The organism is Lysobacter sp. K5869 (assembly GCF_018847975.1).
Classification (GTDB): Bacteria; Pseudomonadota; Gammaproteobacteria; order Xanthomonadales; family Xanthomonadaceae; genus Lysobacter.
This window is the reverse complement of the sequence record NZ_CP072597.1, coordinates 2,637,750-2,663,691: the sequence shown is the minus strand read 5'-3', so window position 1 is coordinate 2,663,691 and position 25,942 is coordinate 2,637,750. Positions and strand designations below refer to the sequence as shown.

Here is a 25,942-nt window from a genome sequence, read left to right as displayed (position 1 = left end):
AAGCGAGCGAGCGCGACGAGGCCGGGAGCGTAGCAAGGCGGCCGCGGGCGCTCCAGCGCCATCTCGACGCGGCCGCCGAGACGCCCGCCGGCGCCGGCTCGGCCCCGACAAGGCGCCTGGCAGCAGCCGGTTTGCGCCGGGAGCGCAATCCCACCGCTATCGATGTCCTTGCTTGACAGGCCGATAGGTCTGGCCGGACCCTGGCCGGCATGAAGATCGACCTTGAAAAACTCAGCCTGACGGAATTGAACTCCCTGCTGCTCGCCGCGGAGCGGCAGCGGAAGTTGTTGTCCAGCCGTCGCCCCGCCGCCGAGGTTCGTCGGAAAGCGATCGCGCTGGCCGCTCAGCACGGCTATACGATCGCAGAGCTCTATGGCGATCGGCCGGCGGCCGAAAACCCGGTCAAGAGGCGCAGCCCGCGGCGCAAGACCGGCAAGGTGGCGCCCAAGTATCGCGACCCGGACAACAAGCGGAACACCTGGTCGGGCCGCGGGCGGATGCCGCGGTGGCTGGCCCAGAAGACCAAGTACGGCCGCAGCGTCACCGATTTCCTCATCCCCGGCCTCGCCAAGCCGACCGCGCGCAAGAGCGCTTCGATCGGCCAGCGCAGGCTCATCAAGCAAAGCTGACGCGGGATCGCGCGCGTAAAGAAATCGCAGCGGCGCTAACGAAGACGTAAGAGAAGACGTAAAAAAAGCGGAGGACTTGCGTCCTCCGCTTTTTTAATTCGTGCGCGACGCGGCTGAAGCCGCGGCGTTTCAGAACGGGATGTCGTCGTCCGCGAAATCGTCGCCGAAGTCGTTCGACTTGGCCGGCGGCGCCTCGCGACGCTGGCCGGAGTCGCGACCGCCGCCGTACCCACCGCCACCACCACCACCACCACCGTAGCCGCCACCGCCGCCGCCCGAGGAACGGGCCTGACGCTCGCCGCCACCGCCACCACCGCCGTAGCCACCGCCACCGCCGCCCGAAGAACGGGCCGGGCGCTCGCCGCCGCCACCGCCGCCGCCTTCGCCACCGCCGCCGAGCATCTGCATCTCATCGGCGATGATGTCGGTGAAATACTTCTCGACGCCGTCCTGACCGGTGAACTTGTCGTAGCGGATCGAGCCTTCGATATAGACCTGGCGGCCCTTGCGCAAGTACTCGCCGGCGATCTCGCCGAGCTTGCCGAACAGCTTGACCCGGTGCCACTCGGTGCGTTCCTGGTTGTTGCCGTCGCGGTCCTTGCGGACGCTGGTGGTGGCCAGGCTGATCGTGGTCACGGCCATGCCGCCCTGGGTGTACTTGGTCTCCGGATCGTTGCCGAGGTTGCCGACCAGGATGACTTTATTGATGCCGCGTGCCATGGGATTCCTTGCTGACTGCCGTTCTTGGACGGCCTAAGGGTCGATTATAGCCCCTCGCCCGGGTATCGGCCGGGGGGCCGGGGGTGGGTCGGCACAGCCGCCGGGGCGATGGAGGAAAACTACCGAAACGCTTGTGGGATAAGGCCTCCACCGCGAAGAGACGCACGCCCCGCAGCCGTCCCCCGGCCCCCCGTCGCCGGACGGCCCAGCGATTTCTACCCGCCCCTCGACAAGCCCCCTGCGCCCCGCCCGTGGCATCGGATAGCCTCAGAGGCCGGTCCCAGACGCTCCTCCACGAGATCAGACATGACGACGACCGTCGACCTCCTCGACCCGACCTCGAACTCCGCCATCGTCAAACTGTCCACTCGCGCGTTTCCGGGGGTGGTGCTCCAGGGCGACACCCTCCACAGCCTGTACCGCCGCGCGAACACAGCGCTGAGCGCGCTGGACCCCGATACCCAGTCACACGAGTACAACTCGCTGGAACTCGTCGTGGACACCTTGCGCGGTTGTCTGGATGTGTACGAAGAAACGCTGGCGCGGCATGGCTATTCCTTGCCCTATTTCGAAGGCTGATCGCGATGCCGCTGCAATGCGACCGAACATTGCAGGAGAGTTGCTCACCATGAATAAGCATTATGAAGATGAAACACCACGGTGGCGCACACATCATGAATTACACAAGGAAGCAGATCGATACTCTTCTCACTTTCCTGGAGCCGATCAACGCATATGACCGCGAAGAAACGGTCGGCGAACTGTGCGAAAAATTCGACCTGGAAAGCCGAGCGTCCCTTCGCGAACTATTGGATCGGAGCTTTTTTCTAGACCCGTGGTACTCAAACACCGCCATACCCGTTAAGCGCACCATGGCATCCACCTTGCTCACGGCCATGACGGATCCGGCATTCAACTTTGAATGGCTTACCCAAGACGCTGATGGGACATTTGCCCTTCCGGCTGGCGTCGGCACCGGACGCTCCCGCGTTATCTACGAAGAAATCTACAGAGCGGTGTACGACCACTGGAACGACGAGCTCCAAAAAACGGACTTGAAGTTGCCGCAGCCTGAAGAACTGGACATCCCTCCTCGACGCAGTCACCTCGGCGACAATGCCGTGCAAGAGGAGAGGGATCAAAGATGAGCATGAGAAAACTAATCCCGCTGAACGTCCCGTGGTCAGTATCTCCGTCGCTCTCCAGCCTTAAGCTGATATGCGAAGAGGATGGGGATACGGTAGTCCAGTTCTTTGCCTTTTTCGGGTTCATTCCTCACGCCGGCGATGAAATCACCAACGAGCAAGTAATTGTCGGCGCTGACGGATTAATCATAGACCAGACACTCGAACATGGGCGCTACCACGTCATAGCGCTGACATTCAAGAATGTTGGCTCGGTGCTGCGAAACATCCAACACTCGGACGTTGAAGTGATCGATGAGTCTCAGTACGACTGGTCCGAGGTGCGTGGCGCCATAAGGAGCGGAGAAGATATTTCCGCCTGGGAGGAAAGGTACGCCGAAGAGTGGAATGAAACGAAAATATCGCCGGACCCAGGTGCCTACAGGATCGCCAATTCCGACTGGCGCACCGCCGAAGCCGAGGAATGGAAGTTGAATCATTACTTGATTGTTGGGGATTCAAGCAGCATCGAGATTTTGGCGCAGGACGTGGAGTGGACTTCCGAAGGCGTTGTTTTGAATTGGTAACGACTTCCATCGAACCATTGCGGAAGTCAGCTTCGTCGTCGTGACAGTCAATGTCATCTATGACGATGCACGCCGCACCACTAGTGATGAAAAGCATGAGCGAACCGACCGCTCCCATCTTCGCAGCCAAACGGGCCATCGAATCCGGCGCTTTATGCCTGCGTAGTTTTCTACCGGCTGCCGAACTACAGAGAATGATCGATCTAGCCTTCGCCGAAGGACGCGGCGTGGCGATCCTGCCGACTCGTCAGGCCATGCGCTCGTTCTATACCCCAAGCGGCTTCGCCTCGATTGTCGAAGAAGCGCTGCACGGACGAATGAATGCCGAGATCGTCGTCCCTCCGGGTCTCTATGGCGGCGCGCTCGTTTGCGTGATTCGCCCGATGCCCTCGCAACATTCCATACCCAGCGACACGAGCCAATCATGAACGATATCCATCAAAAGCAAATGCTCGCGCTAAAGTCCAAGCCGGCCTCGGACTTCCATAAAGAACTCGCCACGCTAGTCGATGCGGAGAACGTTCACTGCTATCTCTCCTTGCTTGGCGAAGCGATCTATCATTACTACGAACGCGCAGCCACTGAGCCCGATTTGTACCACGAGGCGGTAGCCGAACTGATTCATGCTTTCGGACAGGAAAGATGGAACCTGATCCGCGAGGAGGTCAAAAAACCCTACCGCGTAGTGATCGAAATCTGCGCACAATGGCGCATAGAAAGGCCATCGAAGAGCGGAGATTTCAGCGAGGGCGACGTTTACCGCATGGCTTTTAGGGCCGCCGATGCGCAAAACGTTCTCGAAATCTTCAAAGCCCTCCCTGACAGCCTAAAGTTCCTATTCGATCTGAACCTCGAAAGCATTTTGAATGAAGAGCCGGATGGGTATGAAGATTGGGATATAACCAAAGCCGCCCGGGCCTACAGGAGCGCGAAACTTCGGGGCGAGGTCACAGTCCCCCCGGGGACACTGGAGCCCCCTCCGTCGCTGATGCGAGAGAGGCACTCGCGATGACATCAACCGCCTACAGCGACCTAGCAAAACAGGGGCCAGAGTGCACTTTCCACCCGGGAAAACGGGGGTCAGAGTGTACTTTCCGCCCCATCTTCATTGGACGCACGCACCGTGGGGACGTGCACTCTGACCCCTGTTTTTCGACCCCTGTTTTTCGAGTGGCGGAGTTTTTGCGGCGAGCCCGGAGTGGAGGCTAATTTATGAGTCTGCAGACTGAGTTTTTCGTTGAAGATTTGAGGAAGGACAAGTCCGGTCGGCTCGTCGTAGTCGGCATTCCGAACAGTGGTCGCGGTGTGCGGGTCGGAGACACCTTTGTCATGCAATACGAAGTGCCCCGCTCACTGGATGACGTGCTTAGTGAAAGACCATTGGCGCAGCCAATAAATCAGCTTGCTGTGTTACTCAGGGTTGCGGCGATAGACTCGATGAGAACTTTTGTCGAAGAGTTGCCGCTGGGCGTAACCGGTGGCCTTTATCTGGAAGGAACCGGAATAGAGTGTCTGGCTAAGAGAATCTTCCTGAAAACGTCTGACTCGGAGTCCTAGCCAACCGAGAAAACAGGTGTCAGAGTGCACTTGCCATGATAATTAAGAAAAATCTATTGAACATGAACAAAATGGAAGCCATTGCACGCGAAGCAACGCGGCAGGCACTTAGCATGCATCCAAAACCGCCTGAGTCGGAGCAAGCCAATTGGACATTAGGTAAGTTTGAAACCGATGACGAGGGGATTTTTGAGATTTATATCCCGTCAGAGCGACCACTAGACGCAAAAGTAATTAGCACGGCCAAAGTAAATCGAAGAACAGGAGAGGTTAGCGTCGAAATATTTCTTTAGAGAAAACATAGAGAAGAGATGGAGAAGACATGGGTCAGAATGAATTTTCCACCCCATCCTCCTTGGACGCACACACCTTGCGCGGCCGACCGATCTTCGCCGGCCCCGCTAGCCGCTGCAGTTGGCCTTCAATCATTTCACGAAATCGATCGGAGCCCAAAGCAGGGGTCAGAATGCACTTTCCTTGACTGATCTGCGCCGGATATCCGAATGAACATCGAAGAAATCGCTTTGAAAATTTCGGCAATAAGATGGTTCTCCAATTCGGGCTCCTTTCCCGGCAAGGCCGGTATGCAACCAATTGGCGATCTAGCGGCATGGGACAGCTCCGTGTTCGCAGCGGGCATCGATACTCGTCATGCAAAAATCGCCGCCGACATGGATTGGTTGCCGACCAATAGGGATCAAGACGACCCGTTCAACGGGAATCTTCTTCTTGACGCATTACGAGACGCCGACCCCCAAATTCAGTCTCTCGTCATGGATATCTATAAACAAACAATGGAGTCCTTACGGGTCATGAAAGCATCGAAGCTGACTTCCGGTGCCAATGATTTCTCCGAAGCTGCGAGAGGAAGCGCTTTGTATTGCTCGAGAATGGCGACCATTGAGGCAGCAACCGGAAAGCCGGCGACATGGTGCGATCTCTTAGAAATATATAGTGCAGGTTACTGGCCCTGCGGCCTCCTACCAAATGGGGACATTGTTGTTTATTGAAGAAAACAAACGAAAACAGGGGTCAGAAAACAGGGGTCAGAGAAAACAGGGGTCAGAGTGCACTTCCCACCCCATCCTCATTGGACGCACACACCTTGCGCGGCCGGCCGATCTTCGCCGGCCCTGCTCGCCGCTGCAGTTGGGCTTCAATCATTTCGCGAAATCGATCGGAGCCCAACGCATGCTGGCGCTGAAGCCGTAGACGAATCAGCTGCAGTTCTTCCGCAGTGATCGAACTTCCTACAAGTTCGCGATAGACCTTCCGTCGGGAGTCGCCGTCCAGACTCAATCCCAGGTAGGACGGATGCGGCCTGATCAGTGCGTCATGCACCCCTTCGGCATTCGATCTAAAGCTTGACCATCGATAGTCCCCGGGGGCGGCGACCATGGCCGCACGCACCGGGTTGAGCTCGATGTATCGATAGCAACTCAGTACGTACGTTTCGTTGTCGACCGGGCAAGATTTGTAGCGTCCCTCCCAGAGCGTGCCTGTGCGGCCATAGCGGTCATTTACATAGCGCACATAACGACGTCCTAACGCTTGCATCAACGCACTCACCTGCCCCGCTTGCGGCGGCGTCAGGAGCAGATGCACGTGATTCGTCATCAGCACGTAAGCGTGGATAACGCATCCGCTACGGACGTAGAGTTCTTTCAACTCGCCCAGATAGCGGACATAGTCGACTTCCTGGAAGAAACACGGCTGACGGTCATTGCCACGTTGGATCACATGCTGGGGAATGCCGGGCAAATCGATCCGGGGCAGACGAGGCATATCGCGTCTCCAGGGGAAATTGAACGCACTATGCAGATAACTGGCCGCCGGCGTGATCAGGATTTTCCGCATATCATCTTAGGAAAGTGCACTCTGACCCCTGTTTTCCTGTGGGATAAGGCCTCCACCGCGAAGAGACGCACGCCCCGCAGCCGTCCCCCGGGCCGCGTCCGTCGTCGGACGGCCCAGCGATTTCTACCCGCCCCTCGACAAGCCCCCTGCGCCCCGCCCGTGGCATCGGATAGCCTCAGAGGCCGGTCCCAGACGCTCCTCCACGAGATCAGACATGACGACGACCGTCGACCTCCTCGACCCGACCTCGAACTCCGCCATCGTCAAACTGTCCACTCGCGCGTTTCCGGGGGTGGTGCTCCAGGGCGACACCCTCCACAGCCTGTACCGTCGCGCGAACACAGCGCTGAGCGCGCTGGACCCCGACACCCAGCCACACGAGTACAACTCGCTGGAACTCGTCGTGGACACCTTGCGCGGTTGTCTGGATGTGTACGAAGAAACGCTGGCGCGGCATGGCTATTCCTTGCCCTATTTCGATGACTGATCGCAGCGCCGCTGCGGGAGAGTTACTCGGCGACATGAAGAAGAACGGTGCGCCCTCGACCTACCGACCAAGCCGTCAAGGAAAAACCCGTGGAAAACGAAACATCGTATTGGTCCCCGCTATGCGCCTTGGTATCGCAACTTCGTTGTTGGGTTCGTGCTACGTGGCGAGAGGACGCTTCAACACAAGAAGGCTGGTGGGGACAGCTTCTCGCGATACCCACGGCAGGCTACTTGGAGGTGTCGGGCGGGCCGATCCTCCTTCGTGACGTGGAATGGATCGATGTATCGACCAGTCGCGTCAAGGGTGGAATCGCGGGACGGCCGCTACAAATGGTGGATATGAAAGATGAAATTCTTGCGGGCTTGCAAACAATCCAACTTGATTGGGAGCTTCGAGAGAGCAAGTGGTCTATACCGGGCGTTTTTGAAGAGGAGCCCGTCCACGTGGTCCGCATTTCAAATCCGTTCGGGCCAGCGTCAAGGCAATAGGCGAACAGCCCGAGACATGCGCCAGCAAGCCGAGAAACGTAGTCCGCGAAGATTGCAGGCGCGGTTCTTCATTGGGGAAAACAGGGGTCAGGAAAACAGGGGTCAGAGTGTACTTTCCGCCCCATCTTCATTGGACGCACGCACCGTGGGGACGTGCACTCTGACCCCTGTTTTTCGACCCCTGTTTTTCGAGTGGCGGAGTTTTTGCGGCGAGCCCGGAGTGGAGGCTAATTTATGAGTCTGCAGACTGAGTTTTTCGTTGAAGATTTGAGGAAGGACAAGTCCGGTCGGCTCGTCGTAGTCGGTATTCCGAACAGTGGTCGTGGTGTGCGGGTCGGAGACACCTTTGTCATGCAGTACGAAGTGCCCCGCTCACTGGATGACGTGCTTAGTGAAAGACCATTGGCGCAGCCAATAAATCAGCGTGCTGTGTCACTCAGGGTTGCGGCGATAGACTCGATGAGAACTTTTGTCGAAGAGTTGCCGCTGGGCGTAACCGGCGGCCTTTATCTGGAAGGAACCGGAATAGAGTGTCTGGCTAAGAGAGCCTTCCTGAAAACGTCTGATTCGGAGTCCTAGCCAACCTGCGAAGCACTGCTAATCCAAGGAAAAGAAAAAGAAAAAGAAAACAGGGGGTCAGAATGCACTTTCCACTTCACCAGAAAATAGGGATCAGAGTGTGCTAGAAAACAGGGGTCAGAGTGCACTTGCCATGACAATGAAGAAAAATCTATTGAACATGAACGAAATGGAAGCCATTGCACGCGAAGCAACGCGACAGGCACTTAGCATGCATCCAAAACCGCCTGAGTCGGAGCAAGCCAATTGGACATTAGGTAAGTTTGAAACCGATGACGAGGGGATTTTTGAGATTTATATCCCGTCAGAGCGACCACTAGACGCAAAAGTAATTAGCACGGCCAAAGTAAATCGAAGAACAGGAGAGGTTAGCGTCGAAATATTTCTTTAGAGAAAACATAGAGAAGACATGGGTCAGAATGAATTTTCCACCCCATCCTCCTTGGACGCACACACCTTGCGCGGCCGACCGATCTTCGCCGGCCCCGCTAGCCGCTGCAGTTGGGCTTCAATCATTTCGCGAAATCGATCGGAGCCCAACGCATGCTGGCGCTGAAGCCGTAGACGAATCAGCTGCAGTTCTTCCGCAGTGATCGAACTTCCTACAAGTTCGCGATAGACCTTCCGTCGGGAGTCGTCGTCCAGACTCAATCCCAGGTAGGACGGATGCGGCCTGATCAGTGCGTCATGCACCCCTTCGGCATTCGATCTAACGCTTGACCATCGATAGTCCCCGGGTGCGGCGACCATGGCCGCACGCACCGGGTTGAGTTCGATGTATCGATAGCAACTCAGTACGTACGTTTCGTTGTCGACCGGGCAAGATTTGTAGCGCCCCTCCCAGAGCGTGCCTGTGCGGCCATAGCGGTCATTTACATAACGCACATAGCGACGTCCTAACGCTTGCATCAACGCACTCACCTGCCCCACTTGCGACGGCGTCAGGAGCAGATGCACGTGATTCGTCATCAGCACGTAAGCGTGGATAACGCATCCGCTACGGACGGAGAGTTCTTTCAACTCGCCCATATAGCGGACATAGTCGACTCCCTGGAAGAAACACGGCTGACGGTCATTGCCGCGCTGGATCACATGTTGGGGAATACCGGGCAAATCGATCCGGGGCAGACGAGGCATATCGCGCCTCCAGGGGAATAGATCGCACTATGCGGGTAACTAGCCGCCAGCGCGATCAGAATTTTCCGCATATCATCTTAGGGGAAGTGCACTCTGACCCCTGCTTTTCTTATCGCCTTCCCCTTGCTACTGAGTAAGCCAGCTCCAAAATAAAAGGACCCTGCGCAATGAACGATCGAAACGTGGCTTTGGACTTCTTCGAATATTGGAAGACGACCGGGATGGTCGACAGCAAGTTCTTTTCCGAAGACTTTGTTTATATCGGCTCTGCGAAGAGAGTGGACAGCGAAACGTGGATGGCGAACTCGGATGTAGAACTCCCAATTGAGAACGCAGTAATCCTGGAAACGATAGTAAGCGGAGCATCCACTATAATTTTGTTCGACGGCGTAGAGCCCATCACCATGCTGAACTATCGCACCGCCTGGTTCTTTTTAATCCGAGAGGAAAAAATTGCTCGACTCACTGAAGTACGAGCAATCGCTGATCCGCGCTAAGCGTAGCGAGGCTGAACTCAAACTTGCACCGCAAATAGCGCGAAAAAGGGAGCTCTCCGGGCTTCTTTCTTCTCTACGCGGCCGGACTAAGGTCACGACGCACTGTTTCTGCTTGCGAGCTGCCGAACCCCAACCGCAACACTATTCGTCCCGCAGCCAAGGCCGTGAGCCTCGTGCGCAAGCCACGCCGGCTCGCGCGCAAGCCGGCGGGCTTGCGCGCAAGGGTTCTGAGCTTGCGACCGCAAGGCTTTGCGGGTCGCACGCAAGGTCCAATACCTTGCGGTTGGCTCGAAAAGAGTCGCGGGCAAGGCGATTCGTCCCGCTCGCAACGCAACAGGACTCGAACTCGCAACACTTTGAGTCTTGCGGCCGGTTGTTTTGGGCTTGCGACGGGATTGCACCGGCCGACGACGAGACTCGGCGGCTTGCGCTCAAGACGGATCGGGCTACGCGCGACTCGGGGCGGCTTGCGTTTGCGCCGTGGTGGCTTGCGCGCGAGGTAAAAACACTTGCGATTGCAGCGGGGCCGAAGGTCGCCGCCGGCCGGACGGCGACCGGTGGGCGTTGAACGGGCTTAGTCGGAGCGGATCGTTTCGAGGTTGCCGTGGACTTGGTCGGCCCAGAGGCGGAACACGCGGGCCAGGGCGCGGCGGCGCGATTGGTCGGGGTCGTCGGTTTCTGTTGAGTCGATGGCGCGGGCGATGCCGATCAGTTCGGCGTGGAACGCCTGTAGGCCGTGGTACGCGCCGACCGGCAACAGGACGTAATCCGGTGCGAGCGCAGACTTTCGAGACATGTGCGGTGCTCCTCAGTAAGGAAACCACCGCTTTCGGAGGTGGATACCGCTGTGTGAAGAGTTTCTAGGCTCTGGCACCAAGACTGCTATTCGGGCTATCGCTCTGTCAATGGGGCAACAGTCGATTTCTCCCTGCCCTCTTTAGCGCATCGCGCACTGCCGCATCGAATGCGCAAAAAATGCTGCGCGAGCTGCGTCCGCGTCTACGGGAATGGCGCGAGTCGGCGGCCGAAAGCATCCGAATGCAGTGGAAGGGACGAGGCGAGCGTAAGGTTCGCGGTCGCGGCTCACGCCGCTCCTCCAGGGGCTTCGGAATGATACGTTGGCCTGCGTGCCCTGCACCGCTGCCCGGCGGCGGATGGAATGCGGACAGACACCCGGCGATCCTTGTCTATGCGCGAATCGCGGCGCCAAATCGCTTATCGTCTCCCACCGACCCTCTGGAGTATCGAGACGCCGCCGTGAGTGATCGAAACGTTGCCCTGGAGTTCTTCGAGAACTGGCTGGCGACCGGCATGGTCGATAGCCGGTTCTTTTCTGAAGACTTCGTCTACATCGGCGGGTCGGCGATAGTGGATGCCGCCGCGTGGATGATGAACTCGGAGGTAGAACTCCCTATGGAGAGCCCCGTGGTCATCAACACCGTAGTAGATGCAGCGTCTACGGTAATTTTGTTCGAGGGTATCGACCCAGTTACCTTGTTGACCTATCGCATCGCCTGGTTCTTTCAGATCCGTGAAAGAAAGATTTCCCGCCTTACCGACGTGCAGCAGATGGTCCATCCTCGCTCAGGCATAGCGCAACAGCACCAGAACTAGAGTTGCAGGCAAAAAAGGCGCCCTCTCGGGCGCCTTTTTCTTCAAAACGATTCCTCTGCCAGCCGATTAGTAGTAACCGGCCAGGTTGAGGAACCACCCCTTGTTGTCGTACTCCAAATCCGTCAAGTCGTCGCTGAAGTCGGTGAAGTTGTACCCAATGCCGACCTTGAAGTTCTGACTCAACTGCCGGTCCACGCCGACCAGCCAACCGCGACGGTCGCCGCCGTCCTTGACCGACAGCCAGCGGTACTCCGCCATCGCGTCCCACTTGGCGATCAGGTGGTAGCGCACCTGCCCCGCCAGCAAGTCGGCGCGGCTGTCGAGCCACAGGCCGCTGCCGCGGTTCATGCGGTAGTCGCCCCAGCGGCTGGCGGCCTTGCCGGCCAGTTCCCACTTGTCGTCGAGGCGGTAGATGCCTTCGAACGACAGCACTTGCGAGCGCTGGTCGTATTGGTTGCCGCCTTCCTGGCCGATGGTGGCGAGGTCGTAGAGGTAGACGTACTTGCCGAACGCGGCCCAGCGCGAGTTGTCGTGCGGGCGGTAGGCGAAGCCGAGGTTGCCTTCGACGGTCTTGGCGCCGCGGGTGGCGTCGATCTGGTCCTTGATGTCGGAGTACAGGAAGCGCGCGGCGATGCGCCAGTCTTCGTTGATCTTGTAGAACAACCGGTTCGCCGTGGTCCAGGCTTCGCGGCGTTCGGCGCCGCTGTCCTTGCGGTATTCGATCTTGCTCGACCAGTCGGTGCGTTGGTCGGTGCGGCCGCCGCTGAGGCTGTAGGCGCGGCGGTCGATGTGGCCGCTGGCCGCGTCGAGGTCGCCGTCCATCACGCTGAAGCCGAGGTTCCAGCCTTCGGCCGGATAGAAGTCCATGCCGAAGGTGTGGGCGATGCCTTCGCTGGAATCGCGCGGGTCCTTGAGGAACTGGCTTTCGTTGTAGAGGTTGGTCTGGTTGTTGAGGCGCCAGCGTTGGCCGATGGTCCAACCGGTCTGCAGCACGTTGTTGAACAGCGGGTCGCGTTCGGTGCTGTCGGTGCTGAAGGTGTAGCCGCCGTAGATGGTGTGGTCCGGGCTCAGGCGGTACTCGGCTTCGGCCTTGCCGGCGTCGCCGCGGCTGCCGCTGCTGTATTCGGCGCTGACGCTGGAGCGGTCGCCGAACAGGTAGCGCGCGCCGACGGTGCCCAGGTCGTTGCGCTTGTAGCGGCCGCTGTCGTCGTCGACGGTGTATTGGCCGCCGACGTAGACCTCCAGGCTGGAGCCGAAGCGGTGGGTGTAGCGCATCGCGAACAGCATCGCGTCGAGGTCGGGCGAGGTCGCACCCGCACCGCGCTCTTCGCGGATGCGGCGCAGTTCGGCGCCGAGCTGGTCGTCGTTGGTGATGCGCCAGTCCATGGTCAGCTGGCTCTGTTCCAGCGCCTCGTCGCCGCTCTCGCGCCGGCTGTGGCGGCCGTAGAGGCTGAAGGTCTCGGTGAAGTAGCCGAGGAACTCGGCGCCGTATTCCTGCACGGCGCGGCCTTGGTCGTAACGCGAGGTCGAGAAGCCCGGATCGACGTCGCGCCACCAGGCGCCGGCGCTCCAGTCGAGCTGGGTCCAGCCCAGTTCCTTGAAGTTGGCGCGCGCTTCGACCTTGTTCGCGTCGCCCTTGCGCGGGCCGTCGATCGGGTTGACGCGGGTGAAGTCGATGCCGCCGTTGGTCGAGTACCACAGCGGCGCCGCGGTGGATTCGCTGCGGGTCTTCTCGACTTTCAGGTAGGTGCCGCGGCCGGCCTGCAGGGTCAGGTCCACGCCCTTGAGGCTGTAGTCGTCGCCGCTGCGGTTCTCGTCGATGTAGGTGCCGCCGACGGCGAAGTGATCGCCGAACCACTGCTTGCCGCGGAAGCCGGCGCTGACGTCGTCGGTCTGGAAGCCGGCCGGGACGTATTCGTAATCCACGAGCAGGCGCTGGGTGTAGCCGTCCAGCGGGGTGTCGCGGGTCAGCGTGCGCACGTTTTCGCGGGTGATCTGCGACAGCGGGCGGGTCAGCAGGATGCGGCCCTGCATGTTGTTGATTTCGTAATCGGCGCCGCGCTTGAGGTCGACGCGCTGTTCCACCCGGCCGGTGCTGACGTCGCGGATTTCGACGGTGATCTTTTCCGAACCCGGCAGGATGTCGGTGTGGCGCAGCATGTACAGGCTGTTGCCGGTGCCGAGGAATTCGGTGTGGCCGAGCGCGCTCTGCGCTTCGGAACCGAACACGCGCAGTTCGCTGCGCGGGTCGCCGAGCACGGTGGTCGAGCGGCTGCGCCACGCCAGCGCCGCGCCGTACAGCGAGCGGTTGTACTGGCCGTATTCGGTGCCGGTGATGCCGGTGTTGAAGTTGCCCCACACCGCCTGGTTCTGGTCCCAGTCCACGCGCAGGTACAGCTTGCCCTGCGTATCGACGTCGCGGTAGGTGTTGGAGTCGTCGCCGTAGACCGGGTAGTACAGGTTCGGGTCGAGGCGGCGGAAGATGTCCTGCGCGTCGGCGTCGAAGAAGCCGTTGAACAGCCGCTTGATTTCGTTCTCGCGGGTGTCGGCCTGGGCGGTGATCAGGTACTTGCCCTGCACCTTGCCCTTCAAATAGAACGCCAGCCGGCCTTCGCTGATGAAGCTGTCGTCGTAGCGGCCGCGGTCGCCCGCGGCCAGCGGCTCGATGTTGCCGCTGACGCTGTTCTTGGACAGGGTGACGTCGGCCAGCGCGACCAGGAAGCGGTACTTGCCGGTGACGTTGACATCGAGGTTCTTGGTCAGCTCCGCGCCGCCCTGGTTCTTGATCTTGACCGCGTAGGTGTGTTGTCCGACCGGTTCCAGGAACTCGGCGGCGAACTTGCGTTCCAGATCGATCGGGAAGGTCTGATCGTTGATGGTGATCTGGCTGTCGCGCGGGATGTCGCGGCCGTAGATGCGCACGCGCGAGCCGTACACCGGGATGTTCTGCAGGCGGATCGCGTTGGTGCCGTAGATCGAGCTGGTGATGGCCAGATCCTGGGCGTTGCGGTCGTCGATCGGCTGGCCGAGGCTCTTTTGCACTTGATCGCGCTGGATCTGCACGCCGCGTTCGTACTCTTCCGGCTTCAGCAACTGGATGCGCTGCGGCTGGATTTCGTCGAACGCGCCATCCTTGCCGTAGGCGCGGGCGATGTAGATGAGCTCGTCGCCCGCGAGCAGGTTGAGGCCCGCCGGCAAGCTGCCGTCCCATTCTTTTTCGGCGACGTTTTCCACCGGCAGGTCGATGGTCGCCAGCGGCGTCACCAGGTCGGTGTCGCTGCCGCGGTACACGGTGACCTGCAGCTTGTCGATGAAGGACGCGTAGTTGGTGTAGCCGTGGAAGCGCACCGGCTTGGTGATGCGGCCGTTCTCGAACGGCGCGGTCGAGCCGCTCTGCACGTTGAGCACGGGCGGGCCGAGGGTGGGATCTTCGGTGGCCCAGATCACCCCGCCGTTGGGCAGGTCGATCTGGAACTTGCCGGCGATCTTAGCCGCGCCCGGCGCGACGTTCTCGCGCACCACATCGACGCGGCGGTTGGCCTGCAACGCGGCCGCGTCGTCGCCCTGCACCACCGGCTTGTCTTCGCCGCGGGTGCGCACGCGGAACAGCAGGCCTTCGTCGCTGCGGCATTCGTCGCCGCTGCACTGGGCCGGAATTTCCGGCGCGCCGTCGCGCGCCGGCGCCGGCTTGTCGAGCGAACTCAGGTCCACGGGCACGGAGCCCGCGCGGCCGCCGTCGCCCTGCCGTTGCGGCAGGGTCGGTTGGCCGCTTTTCTGCGCGTAGGCGGGGGCGGCGGCGCCGGCGGCAATCACGCCGCTCGACAGCAGGCCGATCAGGGTCATGTCCAGAAGCTTCATCTTGATCTTCATGGCCATGTCCTCAGCGGTTGCCCACGCCGACCGGCGCCTGGGTGTCGTCTGTGATATCCACTCGCACTTTCTGCCTCACCTCGGGCTTGAGTTCGGCCGAGATCGCTTCGAACACGGCCTTGGCGCGACGCAGTCCCAGCTGGACGTTGTAGGCGGCGGCGCCGCGTTTGTCGGCGCGGCCGACGACGCCGATGGCGCCGCTGCCCTGCTGGTTGAGCGTCTTGGCGATTTCGCTGATGAGCGCGCGGTACTGCGGCTTGATCGTGGCCTGGTCGGTGTCGAACAGCACCTCGCCCAGGCGGATCGCCGGATCCAGACTCACCAACGTGGCGTCGGTCCCGGCGACCACATCCACCTTGACCTTGCTCGCCAGCGCCGGGTCGCCCTCGATCTGCTTGAGCAGTGCGGCCTGCACGGCGCGGGCGCGGGCGAAGGCGAGCGCCTCCTCCTCGGCCTGCGCGGTGACGGTGACGCTGCCGCCGCCGGCGTCGCGCAGGCGCGTGGCGATCTGGCCGAACATCGGCGCGTAGCTCTCCTTCACCTGGGCGCTGCCGGCTTCGAACATCACCTCGCCGAGCTCCACGTCGGTTTCCGACTTGGCGCCGGAGACTTCGCCCGGCGGCAGCTTGACGCCGAAGTCGAAGCGGGTCGGGATGCCCTGGGTGATGCGGCGCACGCGCGGGTTCTCGGTGGTGAACACCGAACCCGGCGGCAGCGTGGCCGGATCGACCTTGAGGATGAAGTTGCGGCCGCGCGCGGCGTTGCCGCCGTCGATGCCTTCCAGGTGGTAACGGCCGTAGGCGTCGGTTTCCATGATCAGACCTTCCACCGACGCGATGCGCACGCCCGGAATGCCGCGCTCTTCGATGCCGTTGTTGCGGATCGTGTAGGAGACGACGTAACCGCTCGCGCCCTGGCTGACGTTGCGGACCACCTGCAGGTCCTGGCCGGTCAAACCCTTGGCCGCGTCGCCGCGGGTGCGTTCGACCGTGCTGCGGCCGTCGGCGCCCATGCGCACGGTGGTGCCTTCGTCGGTGGTGAGCACGAAGTCGTCGGTGAAGGCCAGTTCGCTCAGGGTCTGGCGCACCACCACTTCGCGCGTCGGCGCCGCCGCCGAACCGCGGCCGTCGATGCGGCCCAGGGCGATGCCGTGCAGCATCGGCGCGCTGGCGTCGGGCTCGGCGACCGGGCCTTCGCCGCGGTCGACGGTGGTCGAGCCGGCGACGTAGGCGCTGGGAGCGAAGCCGCCCTGCACGCGCACGCCGGTGGCCTTGGCCGGGTCCTGCCAGCCGTCGCCGTCGCGGTCGTCGAACACGCTGCCGACCAGCAGGCTGTCTTCCAGCAGCGGGTCGCCGGCCATGGTGACTTCGGCGGTGGCGTCGTTGGAGATCTTCGTGCCCTGGTCGTCGTAACCGGCGACCTGGTTCTTGTGCACGCCCTTGCCCACGCCGGCGCCGACGCGCAGGAAGTAGCTCACGGTGGCCTTGCCGCCGATCGCCACGTCGATGCCGCCGATGCGCAGCGGGTTGGCGCTGATCACCACGCCGTTCTTGTTGTCGTCGTCCACGGTCAGCGAGTTGTCGACGAAGGTGAAGCCGGCCGGCGGAATGTCGACCAGGGTGGCGTTCACCGCCGGCGAGTCGCCGACGTTCTCGACCGACACGCTGTAGCGGACCAGGTCGCCGATCTTGACCTCGCGCACCGCCGAGGTCTTGACCAGTCGCAGCACCGGCGCGTTGGCGATCACCTTGATGGTGACCGTCGCGTTCGCGCACACCGGCGTCGGCGAGGAGGTGTCGCAGACGCGGTAGGTGAAGCTGTCGGTGCCGGCGAAGAACTGCTTCGGCGTGTAGGTGCACGAACCCGCCGAGCAAGTGACGGTGCCGTTGGCCGGCTGGCCGACGACGGTCACCGAGGCCGGATCCAGCGGCGCGCTGGTGACCGTGTCGTTGCCGATCACGTTGATGGTCACCGGGGTCTGCTGGTTGGTCTGCGCGGTGTCGGGGTTGGCGGTGACCTTATTGGGTTGCACGGTCACGTTGACCTTGGCGGTCGCGCAGTTGGTCGGGTTGAGCTTCTCGCAGATCGTGTAGGTGTAGACGTCGTCGCCGCTGAAGTTCGGACGCGGCGTGTAGGTGATGGTGCCGTCGCTGTTGACCACGGTGGTGCCGTTGGCCGGCGCGGTGGTGACGGTGATGGTCACCAGGTTCGGATCGATCGGCGCGCCGTTGAGCGTGTCGTTGGCGATCACGTTGGTGCTCACCGGGGTGTTCTGCGGCGTCGTGCCGGTACCGCCGGCCGGGTCGTCGGTGGCGGTGATCGCCGGCGCCGACACGGTGATGGTGACCGTCGCGGTGTCGCAGTTGCTCGGATTCAGCACTTCGCACAGCTGGTAGGTGACGGTGTAGGTGCCGGCCGGAGTGCCCGGGGCGACATCGACGTTGCCGTCGGCCTTGACCGTCAGCGGGCCGTTGCTGTTCGGCTTGACGCTGACGTCGGCCGGATTGACCGCGCTGCCGCCGAGGGTGTCGTTGCCGAGCACGTTGATCACGTTGGTGCCGCCGGTGGCGCCGTTGACCGGCGTGGCGACGATGTCGTCGACCGCGTCGATCGGCGCGGCATCGACCGTCACCGCGACGCTGGCGGTGGTGCAGTTGGTCGGATCGGCGATTTCGCAGATCTTGTACTCGACCGTGTAGCTGCCCTTCGGCGTGCCCGGCGCGACATGCACCGCGCCGGTGGCCGGATCCACGGTCACCTTCGGATCGGAGGTGGAGACCTGGCTGATCGTCACCGTCGACGTCGTCGCCGGCTGGCCGTTGAGGGTGTCGTTGACCAGCACGTTCGGCACGGCCACGCCGCCGGCGGCGCCGTTGGTCACGGTGCCGGCGTCGTTGGTCGCCACGATCGGACGACGCTGCACCTGGGTGGTGCTGGTCGCCGGGACCGGCGTGGTGATCTCGGTGGAGGTGACGCTGGCGTTGTTGACGATGCTGCCGGCGGTGGCGTCGGCCTGAGTGACCGTGTACGTACCGGTCACCGTGCACACCGCGCTGGCGCCGGTCGGCGCCATCGGCGGGCAGTTCCAGCTCGACGGCGTGGTCTTGCTGTCGGTGATGACCACGTTGTTGAGGGTGACGTTGCCGGTGTTGGTGGCGGTCAGGGTGTAGGTCAGCACGTCGCCGATGGTGATGGTGCCGCTGGCGTCGTTGTCGGCGTAGCTGGTCTGGGCCTTGGTCAGGGTCATCGCCGGGTTGCGGGTGGCGTTGATCGTGACCGTGTCGGTCGGCGAGGTCGTGGTGCCGTCGGTGGCGCTGGCGATGTTGGTGACCTTGCCGGCGTCGAGGTCGGCCTGGATGACGGTGTAGTTCGCCGTGCAGGTCAGGGTCTGGCCCGGGGCCAGACCGCCGGCCGGCAGCGCCGGACAGCTCACCGTGGTCTTGTCGTCGGTGACCGAGATCGGCGCGGTGATGGTCACGTTGCCGGTGTTGGTGACGACGTAGCTGTACGGCAGCACGTCGCCCACGGCCGCGTAGGTGGTCGCGGTCGAGGTCTTGTCGATCGTCATCGCGCGGGTCTGGGTCGCGTTGACGGTGACCGTATCCGGCGGCGAGGTTGTGGTGCCGTCGGTCGCGGTCGCGATGTTGGTGACCTTGCCGGCGTCGAGGTCGGCCTGGGTGACGGTGTAGTTCGCCGTGCAGGTCAGGATCTGGCCCGGGGCCAAACCGCCGGCCGGCAGCGCCGGACAGCTCACCGTGGTCTTGTCGTCGGTCACCGAGACCGGCGCGGTGATGGTCACGTTGCCGGTGTTGGTGACGACGTAGCTGTACGGCAGCACCTGACCCACGCTGGTGTACGTCGTCGCGGTCGAGGTCTTGTCGATGCTCATCGCCGGACTACGCGTGGCGTTGATCGTCACCGTGTCCGTCGGCGAGGTCGTGGTGCCGTCGGTGGCGCTGGCGATATTGGTGACCTTGCCCGCGTCGAGATCGGCCTGGGTGACGGTGTAGTTCGCCGTGCAGGTCAGGGTCTGGCCCGGAGCCAGGCCGCCGGCCGGCAGCGCCGGGCAGCTCACCGTGGTCTTGTCGTCGGCCACGGTGATCGCCGTGGTGATGGTCACGTTGCCGGTGTTGGTCACTGCGTAGCTGTAGGGCAGCACCTGACCGACGCTCGCGTACGTCGTCGCGGTCGAGGTCTTGTCGATGCTCATCGAACGCGTCTGAGTCGCGTTGACCGTGACCGTATCCGGCGGCGAGGTCGTGGTGCCGTCGGTCGCGGTCGCGATGTTGGTGACCTTACCGGCGTTGAGGTCGGCCTGGGTCACGGTGTAGTTCGCGGTGCAGGTCAGGGTCTGGCCCGGGGCCAAACCGCCGGCCGGCAGCGCCGGGCAGCTCACCGTGGTCTTGTCGTCGGCCACGGTGATCGCCGTGGTGATGGTCACGTTGCCGGTGTTGGTCACCACGTAGCTGTACGGCAGCACCTGACCCACGCTCGTGTACGTCGTCGCGGTCGAGGTCTTGTCGATGCTCATCGCCGGATTGCGCGTGGCGTTGATCGTCACCGAATCCGGCGGCGAGGTCGTGGTGCCGTCGGTCGCGGTCGCGATGTTGGTCACCTTGCCGGCGTCGAGGTCGGCCTGGGTCACGGTGTAGTTCGCGGTGCAGGTCAGGGTCTGGCCCGGGGCCAAACCGCCGGCCGGCAGCGCCGGGCAGCTCACCGTGGTCTTGTCGTCGGTCACCGAGATCGCCGCGGTGATGGTCACGTTGCCGGTGTTGGTCACCACGTAGCTGTACGGCAGCACCTGACCCACGCTCGCGTACGTCGTCGCGGTCGAGGTCTTGTCGATGCTCATCGCCGGATTGCGCGTGGCGTTGATCGTCACCGAATCCGGCGGCGAGGTCGTGGTGCCGTCGGTCGCGGTCGCGATGTTGGTGACCTTGCCGGCGTCGAGGTCGGCCTGGGTGACGGTGTAGTTCGCGGTGCAGGTCAGGGTCTGGCCCGGAGCCAAACCGCCGGCCGGCAGCGCCGGGCAGCTCACCGTGGTCTTGTCGTCGGTCACCGAGACCGGCGCGGTGATGGTCACGTTGCCGGTGTTGGTCACCACGTAGCTGTACGGCAGCACCTGACCCACGCTCGCGTAGGTCGTCGCGGTCGAGGTCTTGTCGATCGTCATCGAACGCGTCTGGGTCGCGTTGATCGTGACCGTGTCGGTCGGCGACGTCGTGGTGCCGTCGGTCGCGCTGGCGATGTTGGTGACCTTGCCCGCGTTCAAATCGGCCTGGGTCACGGTGTAGTTCGCGGTGCAGGTCAGCGTCTGGCCCGGAGCCAAACCGCCGGCCGGCAACGCCGGACAGGTCACCGTGGTTTTGTCGTCAGTGACCGAGATCGCCGCAGTGATGGTCACGTTGCCGGTGTTGGTCACCGCGTAGCTGTAGGGCAGCACGTCGCCCACGGCCGCGTAGGTGGTCGCGGTCGAGGTCTTGTCGATCGTCATCGAACGCGTCTGGGTCGCGGTCACCGTGACCGAGTCGGGCGGCGACGTGGTGGTGCCGTCGGTCGCGGTCGCGATGTTGGTGACCTTGCCGGCGTCGAGATCGGCCTGAGTGACGGTGTAGTTCGCGGTGCAGGTCAGGGTCTGACCCGGGGTCAGGCCGCCGGCCGGCAACGCCGGACACGTCACCGCGGTCTTGTCGTCGCTGACCGAAACCGGCGCGGTGATGGTCACGTTGCCGGTGTTGGTCACCACGTAGCTATACGGCAGCACATCGCCCACGGCCGCGTAGGTGGTCGCGGTCGAGGTCTTGTCGATCGTCATCGAACGCGTCTGGTTCGCGTTGATCGTGACGCTGTCGGTAAGCGACTGCACCGCGCCGGAACGCGCGCTGGCGATGTTGGTGATCGCGCCCGCGTCGAGGTCGGCCTGGGTGACGGTGTAGCTCGCGGTGCAGGTCAGCGTCTGGCTCGGAGCCAGGCCGCCGGCCGGCAGCGCCGGACAGGTCACCGTGGTCTTGTCGTCGGCCACAGTGATCGCCGTGGTCAGGGTCACGTTGCCGGTGTTGGTCACCACATAGCTGTACGGCAGCACCTGACCCACGCTCGCGTACGTCGTCGCGGTCGAGGTCTTGTCGATGCTCAGCCCGGGGTTCTGGGTCGCGTTGACGGTCACCGTATCGGTCGGCGAGGTCGTCGTGCCGTCGGTGGCGCTGGCGATGTTGGTGACCTTGCCGGCGTCGAGGTCGGCCTGGGTCACGGTGTAGCTGGCCGAGCAGGTCAGGGTCTGGCTGGGAGCCAGGCCGCCGGCCGGCAGCGCCGGACACGTCACCGTGGTCTTGTCGTCGGTCACCGAGACCGGCGCGGTGATGGTCACGTTGCCGGTGTTGGTGACGAGGTAGGTGTAGTTCAGCGTATCGCCCACGGCCGCATAGCCCGTCGACGTGGTGTTCTTGTCGATGCTCAACGCGCGGTTCTGAGTCGCGTTGATCGTGACCGTATCGGTCGGCGAAGTGGTCGTGCCGTCGGTCGCGCTGGCGATGTTGGTGACCTTGCCGGCGTTCAGATCGGCCTGGGTGACCGTGTAGTTCGCGGTGCAGGTCAGGGTCTGGCCCGGAGCCAGACCGCCGGCCGGCAGCGCCGGGCAGCTCACCGTGGTCTTGTCGTCGGCGACCGAGATCGGCGCGGTGATGGTCACGTTGCCGGTGTTGGTCACCGCATAGCTGTACGGCAGCACCTGACCCACGCTCGCGTACGTCGTCGCGGTCGAGGTCTTGTCGATCGTCATCGAACGCGTCTGGGTCGCGTTGATGGTGACGGTATCCGTCGGCGAAGTGGTCGTGCCGTCGGTGGCGCTGGCGATGTTGGTGACCTTGCCGGCGTTCAAATCGGCCTGGGTCACGGTGTAGCTGGCCGAGCAGGTCAGGGTCTGGCCCGGAGCCAGGCCGCCGGCCGGCAACGCCGGGCAGGTCACTGTGGTCTTGTCGTCAGTGACCGAAATCGGCGCAGTAATGGTCACGTTGCCGGTGTTGGTCACCGCGTAGCTGTACGGCAGCACATCGCCCACGGCCGCGTAGGTGGTCGCGGTCGAGGTCTTATCGATGCTGATCGCACGATTCTGGGTCGCGTTGATCGTGACCGTGTCGGTCGGCGACGTCGTGGTGCCGTCGGTGGCGCTGGCGATGTTGGTGACCTTGCCGGCGTTCAGATCGGCCTGAGTCACGGTGTAGTTCGCCGTGCAGGTCAGGGTCTGGCCCGGGGCCAGGCCGCCGGCCGGCAGCGCCGGGCAGCTCACCGTGGTCTTGTCGTCGGTCACCGAGATCGGCGCGGTGATGGTCACGTTGCCGGTGTTGGTGACGACGTAGCTGTACGGCAACACGTCGCCCACGGCCGCGTAGGTGGTCGCGGTCGAGGTCTTGTCGATCGTCATCGCGCGGGTCTGGGTCGCGTTGACGGTGACCGAGTCCGGCGGCGAGGTCGTGGTGCCGTCGGTCGCGGTCGCGATGTTGGTGACCTTGCCGGCGTTCAGATCGGCCTGGGTCACGGTGTAGTTCGCGGTACAGGTCAGGGTCTGGCCCGGAGCCAGACCGCCGGCCGGCAGCGCCGGGCAGCTCACCGTGGTCTTGTCGTCGGTCACCGAGATCGCCGCGGTGATGGTCACGTTGCCGGTGTTGGTGACGACGTAGCTGTACGGCAGCACCTGACCCACGCTGGTGTACGTCGTCGCGGTCGAGGTCTTGTCGATACTCAGCGCCGGGCTGCGCGTCGCGTTGATCGTGACCGAGTCCGGCGGCGAGGTCGTGGTGCCGTCGGTCGCGGTCGCGATGTTGGTGACCTTGCCGGCGTCGAGGTCGGCCTGGGTCACGGTGTAGTTCGCGGTGCAGGTCAGCGTCTGGCCCGGGGCCAGGCCGCCGGCCGGCAGCGCCGGGCAGCTCACCGTGGTCTTGTCGTCGGTCACCGAGACCGGCGCGGTGATGGTCACGTTGCCGGTGTTGGTGACGACGTAGCTGTACGGCAGCACCTGACCCACGCTCGCGTAGGTCGTCGCGGTCGAAGTCTTGTCGATGCTCATCGAACGCGTCTGGGTCGCGTTGATGGTGACGGTATCCGTCGGCGAAGTGGTCGTGCCGTCGGTCGCGCTGGCGATGTTGGTGACCTTGCCGGCGTTCAGATCGGCCTGGGTCACGGTGTAGTTCGCCGTGCAGGTCAGGGTCTGGCCCGGAGCCAGGCCGCCGGCCGGCAGCGCCGGACACGTCACCGTGGTCTTGTCGTCAGTGACCGAAATCGGCGCAGTGATGGTCACGTTGCCGGTGTTGGTCACCGCATAGCTGTACGGCAGCACCTGACCCACGCTCGCGTACGTCGTCGCGGTCGAGGTCTTGTCGATGCTCATCGAACGCGTCTGGGTCGCGTTGATCGTGACCGTGTCGGTCGGCGAAGTCGTGGTGCCGTCGGTCGCGCTGGCGATGTTGGTGACCTTGCCGGCGTTCAGATCGGCCTGGGTCACGGTGTAGTTCGCCGTGCAGGTCAGCGTCTGGCCCGGAGCCAGGCCGCCGGCCGGCAGCGCCGGACAGGTCACCGTGGTCTTGTCGTCGGTCACCGAGATCGGCGCAGTGATGGTCACGTTGCCGGTGTTGGTCACCGCGTAGCTGTACGGCAGCACCTGACCCACGCTCGCGTACGTCGTCGCGGTCGAGGTCTTGTCGATCGTCATCGAACGCGACGCGGCGATGGTCACCGTGTTGGTGTCGCTGGCATTGGGCAAGGTGCCGCTGGTCGGCGTGCCGCTGGCGGTGGCGGTGTTGACCACCGATCCGGCGTCGACGTTGGCTTGGGTCACCGTGTACACGTTGCCGCTCGGCGTGCAACTGGCGGTGGCGCCCGGAGCGACCGAGGCGATGGTGCACGACAGCGACGGCAGCTTCGGATCGGCGACGCTGACGTTGTTGATGGTGACGTTGCCGGTGTTGGTGACGCTGAAGGTGTAGGTCACCGTGTCGCCGGCCCGGGTCGGCGCGGAGGTCGTCGCCTTGTCCAAGGTCCAGCTCGGCGAAGCGACCGGCGTCGGCGTCGCGGTGGCGGTGTTGTTGGCGGTGTTCGGGTCGCTGGTGGCCGCGCTGACCGTGGCGGTGTTCGTGTACGGCCCGGTCTCTTTGACCGTGGCCACGATGGTCAGCGTCGCATTGGCGTTGCGCGCGAGCGCGCCGACGGTCCAAACGCCGGTGCCGCTGTTGTAGGCGCCCTGGGTCGCGGTGGACGACACGAAGGTATAGCCGGCCGGCAGCGCATCGTTGACGAGCACGCCGGCGGCGTCGGACGGACCGACGTTGTTGTTGACGGTGATGGTGAAGGTGACGTTGCTGCCGATCGCCGGGCTGGGCGGAGCGACCGACTTGGTGATGGCCAGATCGGCCAGCGCATTGACCGTGTCGGTATCGGTGACCGTACCGGTCGGGGTCGGGTCGGTGGTGTTCGGCGGCAGCGTCGCGGTGACGGCGTTGGTGACGCTGCCGCTGGTCGCGGTGACAGTGGCGACGACGGTGAAAGTGAGGCCGCTCCCCGAGGGCAGGCCGGTGACGGTCACGCCGCTCTCGAACGCGGCGACGCTGACGGCCGGGCAGACGGCGGTGCCGGTCGGCGTGCAGGTCACGCTGGTCTTGGTCAGTCCGGTCGCGGCGGGATCGCGCACGACCGTGCCGTTGGCCGCGCTGGGACCGTTGTTGGTCAGCACGATGGTGTAGGTGGTGGTGCTGCCCGCGTCGACGCTGGCTACGCCATTGGTCTTGGTCAGCGTCAGATCCGCGACCGCCGCCAGTGTGTTGTTGTCGGTCGCGGAACACACGCCGGCGTTGAACACGCCGCCGTTGCTCGTACACGCCGTATCGACGTTGGTCACGTTCGCCGGCGGCGAGATGCTCGCGGTGTTGCTCAGCGTCGCGGGGAAGGTCTGCGCGAACGCCGGCAGGGTCGCCAGCGCCAAGGCCGCGGCGAACCACATCCTCATCCCGCTGCGGGTTTTGCGCGGGCCAGCGTCGGGATCGCGCGTGCGCGGCGATGGGCTGGACGGGACGAGGAAGTTGGCGATTTTCATGCGGTAGCCCAAACAGGAGTTCGGTAAGCGCCAGGACGCGCCGACGCCGCCTCGCGGCGGTGGGTCTGCGTGCGTCTTCCGGCTGGTCGACGTGCTTACTGCGGGTTTGCCTTGGTCATGCGGGTCGTGCGTACGACGAGTGCGGGTGCCTCTGCGAACGCGGGGGCGCTCGAGCTTCGGCGGGTCCTCTCCCTTCGGCGGCGAGCGGCGGCGTGCCGCGCGCGTGCGCCGAAGTCAGTCGGGCGGTGCCTGCCGAAGCGTCGGGCGCGTGCGCCTACGCTCCAGCCGGTACTGCTCGGCTGTCGATTTCGTTACGGCAGGAACCGCGTGCCGCGCGCCCCGGTCGGGCCACTGCGCGACTTACGGAAGGAAACCGTCCAGCGGACGGCAGGACCAACGACATCCGTGCGGATACCGATGTTCAACCTCTGACACGTCATACGTGCCCCCCTTGCTTCCACCCCGAAGGCGCATCCGATGCGGCTAGAAACCGCATCCGATCCAGCTCCGTTTTGGAACCCCTACCGCCAATACGTGATTCGTACTGCCTTACAGGACAGGACTACAAATATTGTGCCATCCGTCACATCTTTATTTCAATGACGATCACACTGATTGTGAGATAGACGAAGCACAATTTCAGCCCTGATGGATCCAAAACTGACGCATTTCGACAGTTTTTGACCTCACCTGCCGGCAACACCGAACCGCC

General features: G+C 63.1%; 20 protein-coding genes. 14 read left to right on the top strand and 6 right to left on the bottom strand.

Translation table 11 applies throughout. The annotated features are described in order from the left end of the window. Nucleotides 1-209 precede the first annotated feature (209 nt). The gene (locus J5226_RS11450) at nt 210-629 is read left to right on the top strand and encodes an H-NS histone family protein (protein ID WP_215840002.1); all 420 of its coding nucleotides are present in this window, start codon (nt 210-212) and stop codon (nt 627-629) included. Nucleotides 630-758: 129 nt separating this feature from the next. On the opposite strand, the gene ssb is transcribed toward J5226_RS11450, so the two are convergent. Further along, nucleotides 759-1,349 carry a single-stranded DNA-binding protein gene (ssb, locus tag J5226_RS11445; RefSeq protein ID WP_215840001.1) on the bottom strand — a complete coding sequence of 197 codons (591 nt, stop codon included), beginning with the start codon at nt 1,347-1,349 and terminating at the stop codon, nt 759-761. 306 nt (nt 1,350-1,655) lie between these two features. Here ssb and J5226_RS11440 point away from each other — a divergent pair, with 306 nt between their 5' ends. The 8 genes from J5226_RS11440 (at nt 1,656) to J5226_RS11405 (ending at nt 5,627) form a co-directional block, all read left to right on the top strand. Beyond that, the gene (locus tag J5226_RS11440) at nt 1,656-1,928 is read left to right on the top strand and encodes a hypothetical protein (protein WP_215840000.1); all 273 of its coding nucleotides are present in this window, start codon (nt 1,656-1,658) and stop codon (nt 1,926-1,928) included. A gap of 62 nt (nt 1,929-1,990) precedes the next feature. Continuing rightward, nucleotides 1,991-2,497: a hypothetical protein gene (locus J5226_RS11435; protein WP_215839999.1), complete on the top strand. Its 507-nt coding sequence runs from the start codon at nt 1,991-1,993 to the stop codon at nt 2,495-2,497. After that, entirely contained in the window at nt 2,494-3,060 is a 567-nt protein-coding gene (locus tag J5226_RS11430) for a hypothetical protein (RefSeq protein ID WP_215839998.1), read from the top strand. Before J5226_RS11435 ends, J5226_RS11430 begins: the two co-directional genes overlap by 4 nt. A 95-nt stretch (nt 3,061-3,155) precedes the next feature. Further along, a complete protein-coding gene (locus J5226_RS11425) occupies nt 3,156-3,488 on the top strand; it encodes a hypothetical protein (RefSeq protein ID WP_215839997.1) in 333 nt (110 codons plus the stop codon). Beyond that, nucleotides 3,485-4,072: a hypothetical protein gene (locus tag J5226_RS11420; RefSeq protein ID WP_215839996.1), complete on the top strand. Its 588-nt coding sequence runs from the start codon at nt 3,485-3,487 to the stop codon at nt 4,070-4,072. The genes J5226_RS11425 and J5226_RS11420 overlap by 4 nt, the downstream gene beginning before the upstream one ends. Nucleotides 4,073-4,272: 200 nt before the next feature. After that, nucleotides 4,273-4,617 carry a hypothetical protein gene (locus J5226_RS11415; RefSeq protein ID WP_215839995.1) on the top strand — a complete coding sequence of 115 codons (345 nt, stop codon included), beginning with the start codon at nt 4,273-4,275 and terminating at the stop codon, nt 4,615-4,617. A 62-nt stretch (nt 4,618-4,679) separates the two neighbouring features. After that, entirely contained in the window at nt 4,680-4,910 is a 231-nt protein-coding gene (locus J5226_RS11410) for a hypothetical protein (RefSeq protein ID WP_215839994.1), read from the top strand. Nucleotides 4,911-5,120: 210 nt separating this feature from the next. Continuing rightward, a complete protein-coding gene (locus J5226_RS11405) occupies nt 5,121-5,627 on the top strand; it encodes a hypothetical protein (RefSeq protein WP_215839993.1) in 507 nt (168 codons plus the stop codon). Between the two features lie 52 nt (nt 5,628-5,679). Here J5226_RS11405 and J5226_RS11400 read toward each other — a convergent pair whose 3' ends face one another. After that, entirely contained in the window at nt 5,680-6,402 is a 723-nt protein-coding gene (locus tag J5226_RS11400; protein WP_215839992.1) for a transposase, read from the bottom strand. 286 nt (nt 6,403-6,688) lie between these two features. Here J5226_RS11400 and J5226_RS11395 point away from each other — a divergent pair, with 286 nt between their 5' ends. From J5226_RS11395 to J5226_RS11385, 3 genes are all read left to right on the top strand, one after another. Then, nucleotides 6,689-6,961 (top strand): hypothetical protein, encoded by a 273-nt coding sequence (locus J5226_RS11395; protein ID WP_215839991.1) that lies wholly within the window; start codon nt 6,689-6,691, stop codon nt 6,959-6,961. 725 nt (nt 6,962-7,686) lie between these two features. Beyond that, on the top strand, nt 7,687-8,031 hold the full coding sequence (locus J5226_RS11390) for a hypothetical protein (protein WP_215839990.1): 345 nt from the start codon (nt 7,687-7,689) through the stop codon (nt 8,029-8,031). A gap of 133 nt (nt 8,032-8,164) precedes the next feature. Continuing rightward, on the top strand, nt 8,165-8,422 hold the full coding sequence (locus J5226_RS11385; protein ID WP_215839989.1) for a hypothetical protein: 258 nt from the start codon (nt 8,165-8,167) through the stop codon (nt 8,420-8,422). A gap of 23 nt (nt 8,423-8,445) precedes the next feature. On the opposite strand, the gene J5226_RS11380 is transcribed toward J5226_RS11385, so the two are convergent. Beyond that, nucleotides 8,446-9,168: a transposase gene (locus J5226_RS11380; protein ID WP_215839988.1), complete on the bottom strand. Its 723-nt coding sequence runs from the start codon at nt 9,166-9,168 to the stop codon at nt 8,446-8,448. Between the two features lie 167 nt (nt 9,169-9,335). On the opposite strand from J5226_RS11380, the gene J5226_RS11375 reads away from it, so the two are divergent. Next, a complete protein-coding gene (locus J5226_RS11375; RefSeq protein ID WP_215839987.1) occupies nt 9,336-9,665 on the top strand; it encodes a hypothetical protein in 330 nt (109 codons plus the stop codon). Nucleotides 9,666-10,239: 574 nt separating this feature from the next. Here J5226_RS11375 and J5226_RS11370 read toward each other — a convergent pair. Next, nucleotides 10,240-10,461 (bottom strand): hypothetical protein, encoded by a 222-nt coding sequence (locus J5226_RS11370; RefSeq protein ID WP_215839986.1) that lies wholly within the window; start codon nt 10,459-10,461, stop codon nt 10,240-10,242. Between the two features lie 461 nt (nt 10,462-10,922). On the opposite strand from J5226_RS11370, the gene J5226_RS11365 reads away from it, so the two are divergent. Beyond that, nucleotides 10,923-11,279: a hypothetical protein gene (locus tag J5226_RS11365; protein ID WP_215839985.1), complete on the top strand. Its 357-nt coding sequence runs from the start codon at nt 10,923-10,925 to the stop codon at nt 11,277-11,279. A 66-nt stretch (nt 11,280-11,345) separates the two neighbouring features. Here J5226_RS11365 and J5226_RS11360 read toward each other — a convergent pair whose 3' ends face one another. Both J5226_RS11360 and J5226_RS11355 read right to left on the bottom strand, forming a co-directional pair. After that, on the bottom strand, nt 11,346-15,149 hold the full coding sequence (locus tag J5226_RS11360; RefSeq protein WP_215839984.1) for a hypothetical protein: 3,804 nt from the start codon (nt 15,147-15,149) through the stop codon (nt 11,346-11,348). 10 nt (nt 15,150-15,159) lie between these two features. After that, nucleotides 15,160-25,230 (bottom strand): Ig-like domain-containing protein, encoded by a 10,071-nt coding sequence (locus J5226_RS11355; RefSeq protein ID WP_215839983.1) that lies wholly within the window; start codon nt 25,228-25,230, stop codon nt 15,160-15,162. Between the last annotated feature and the right edge of the window lie 712 nt (nt 25,231-25,942).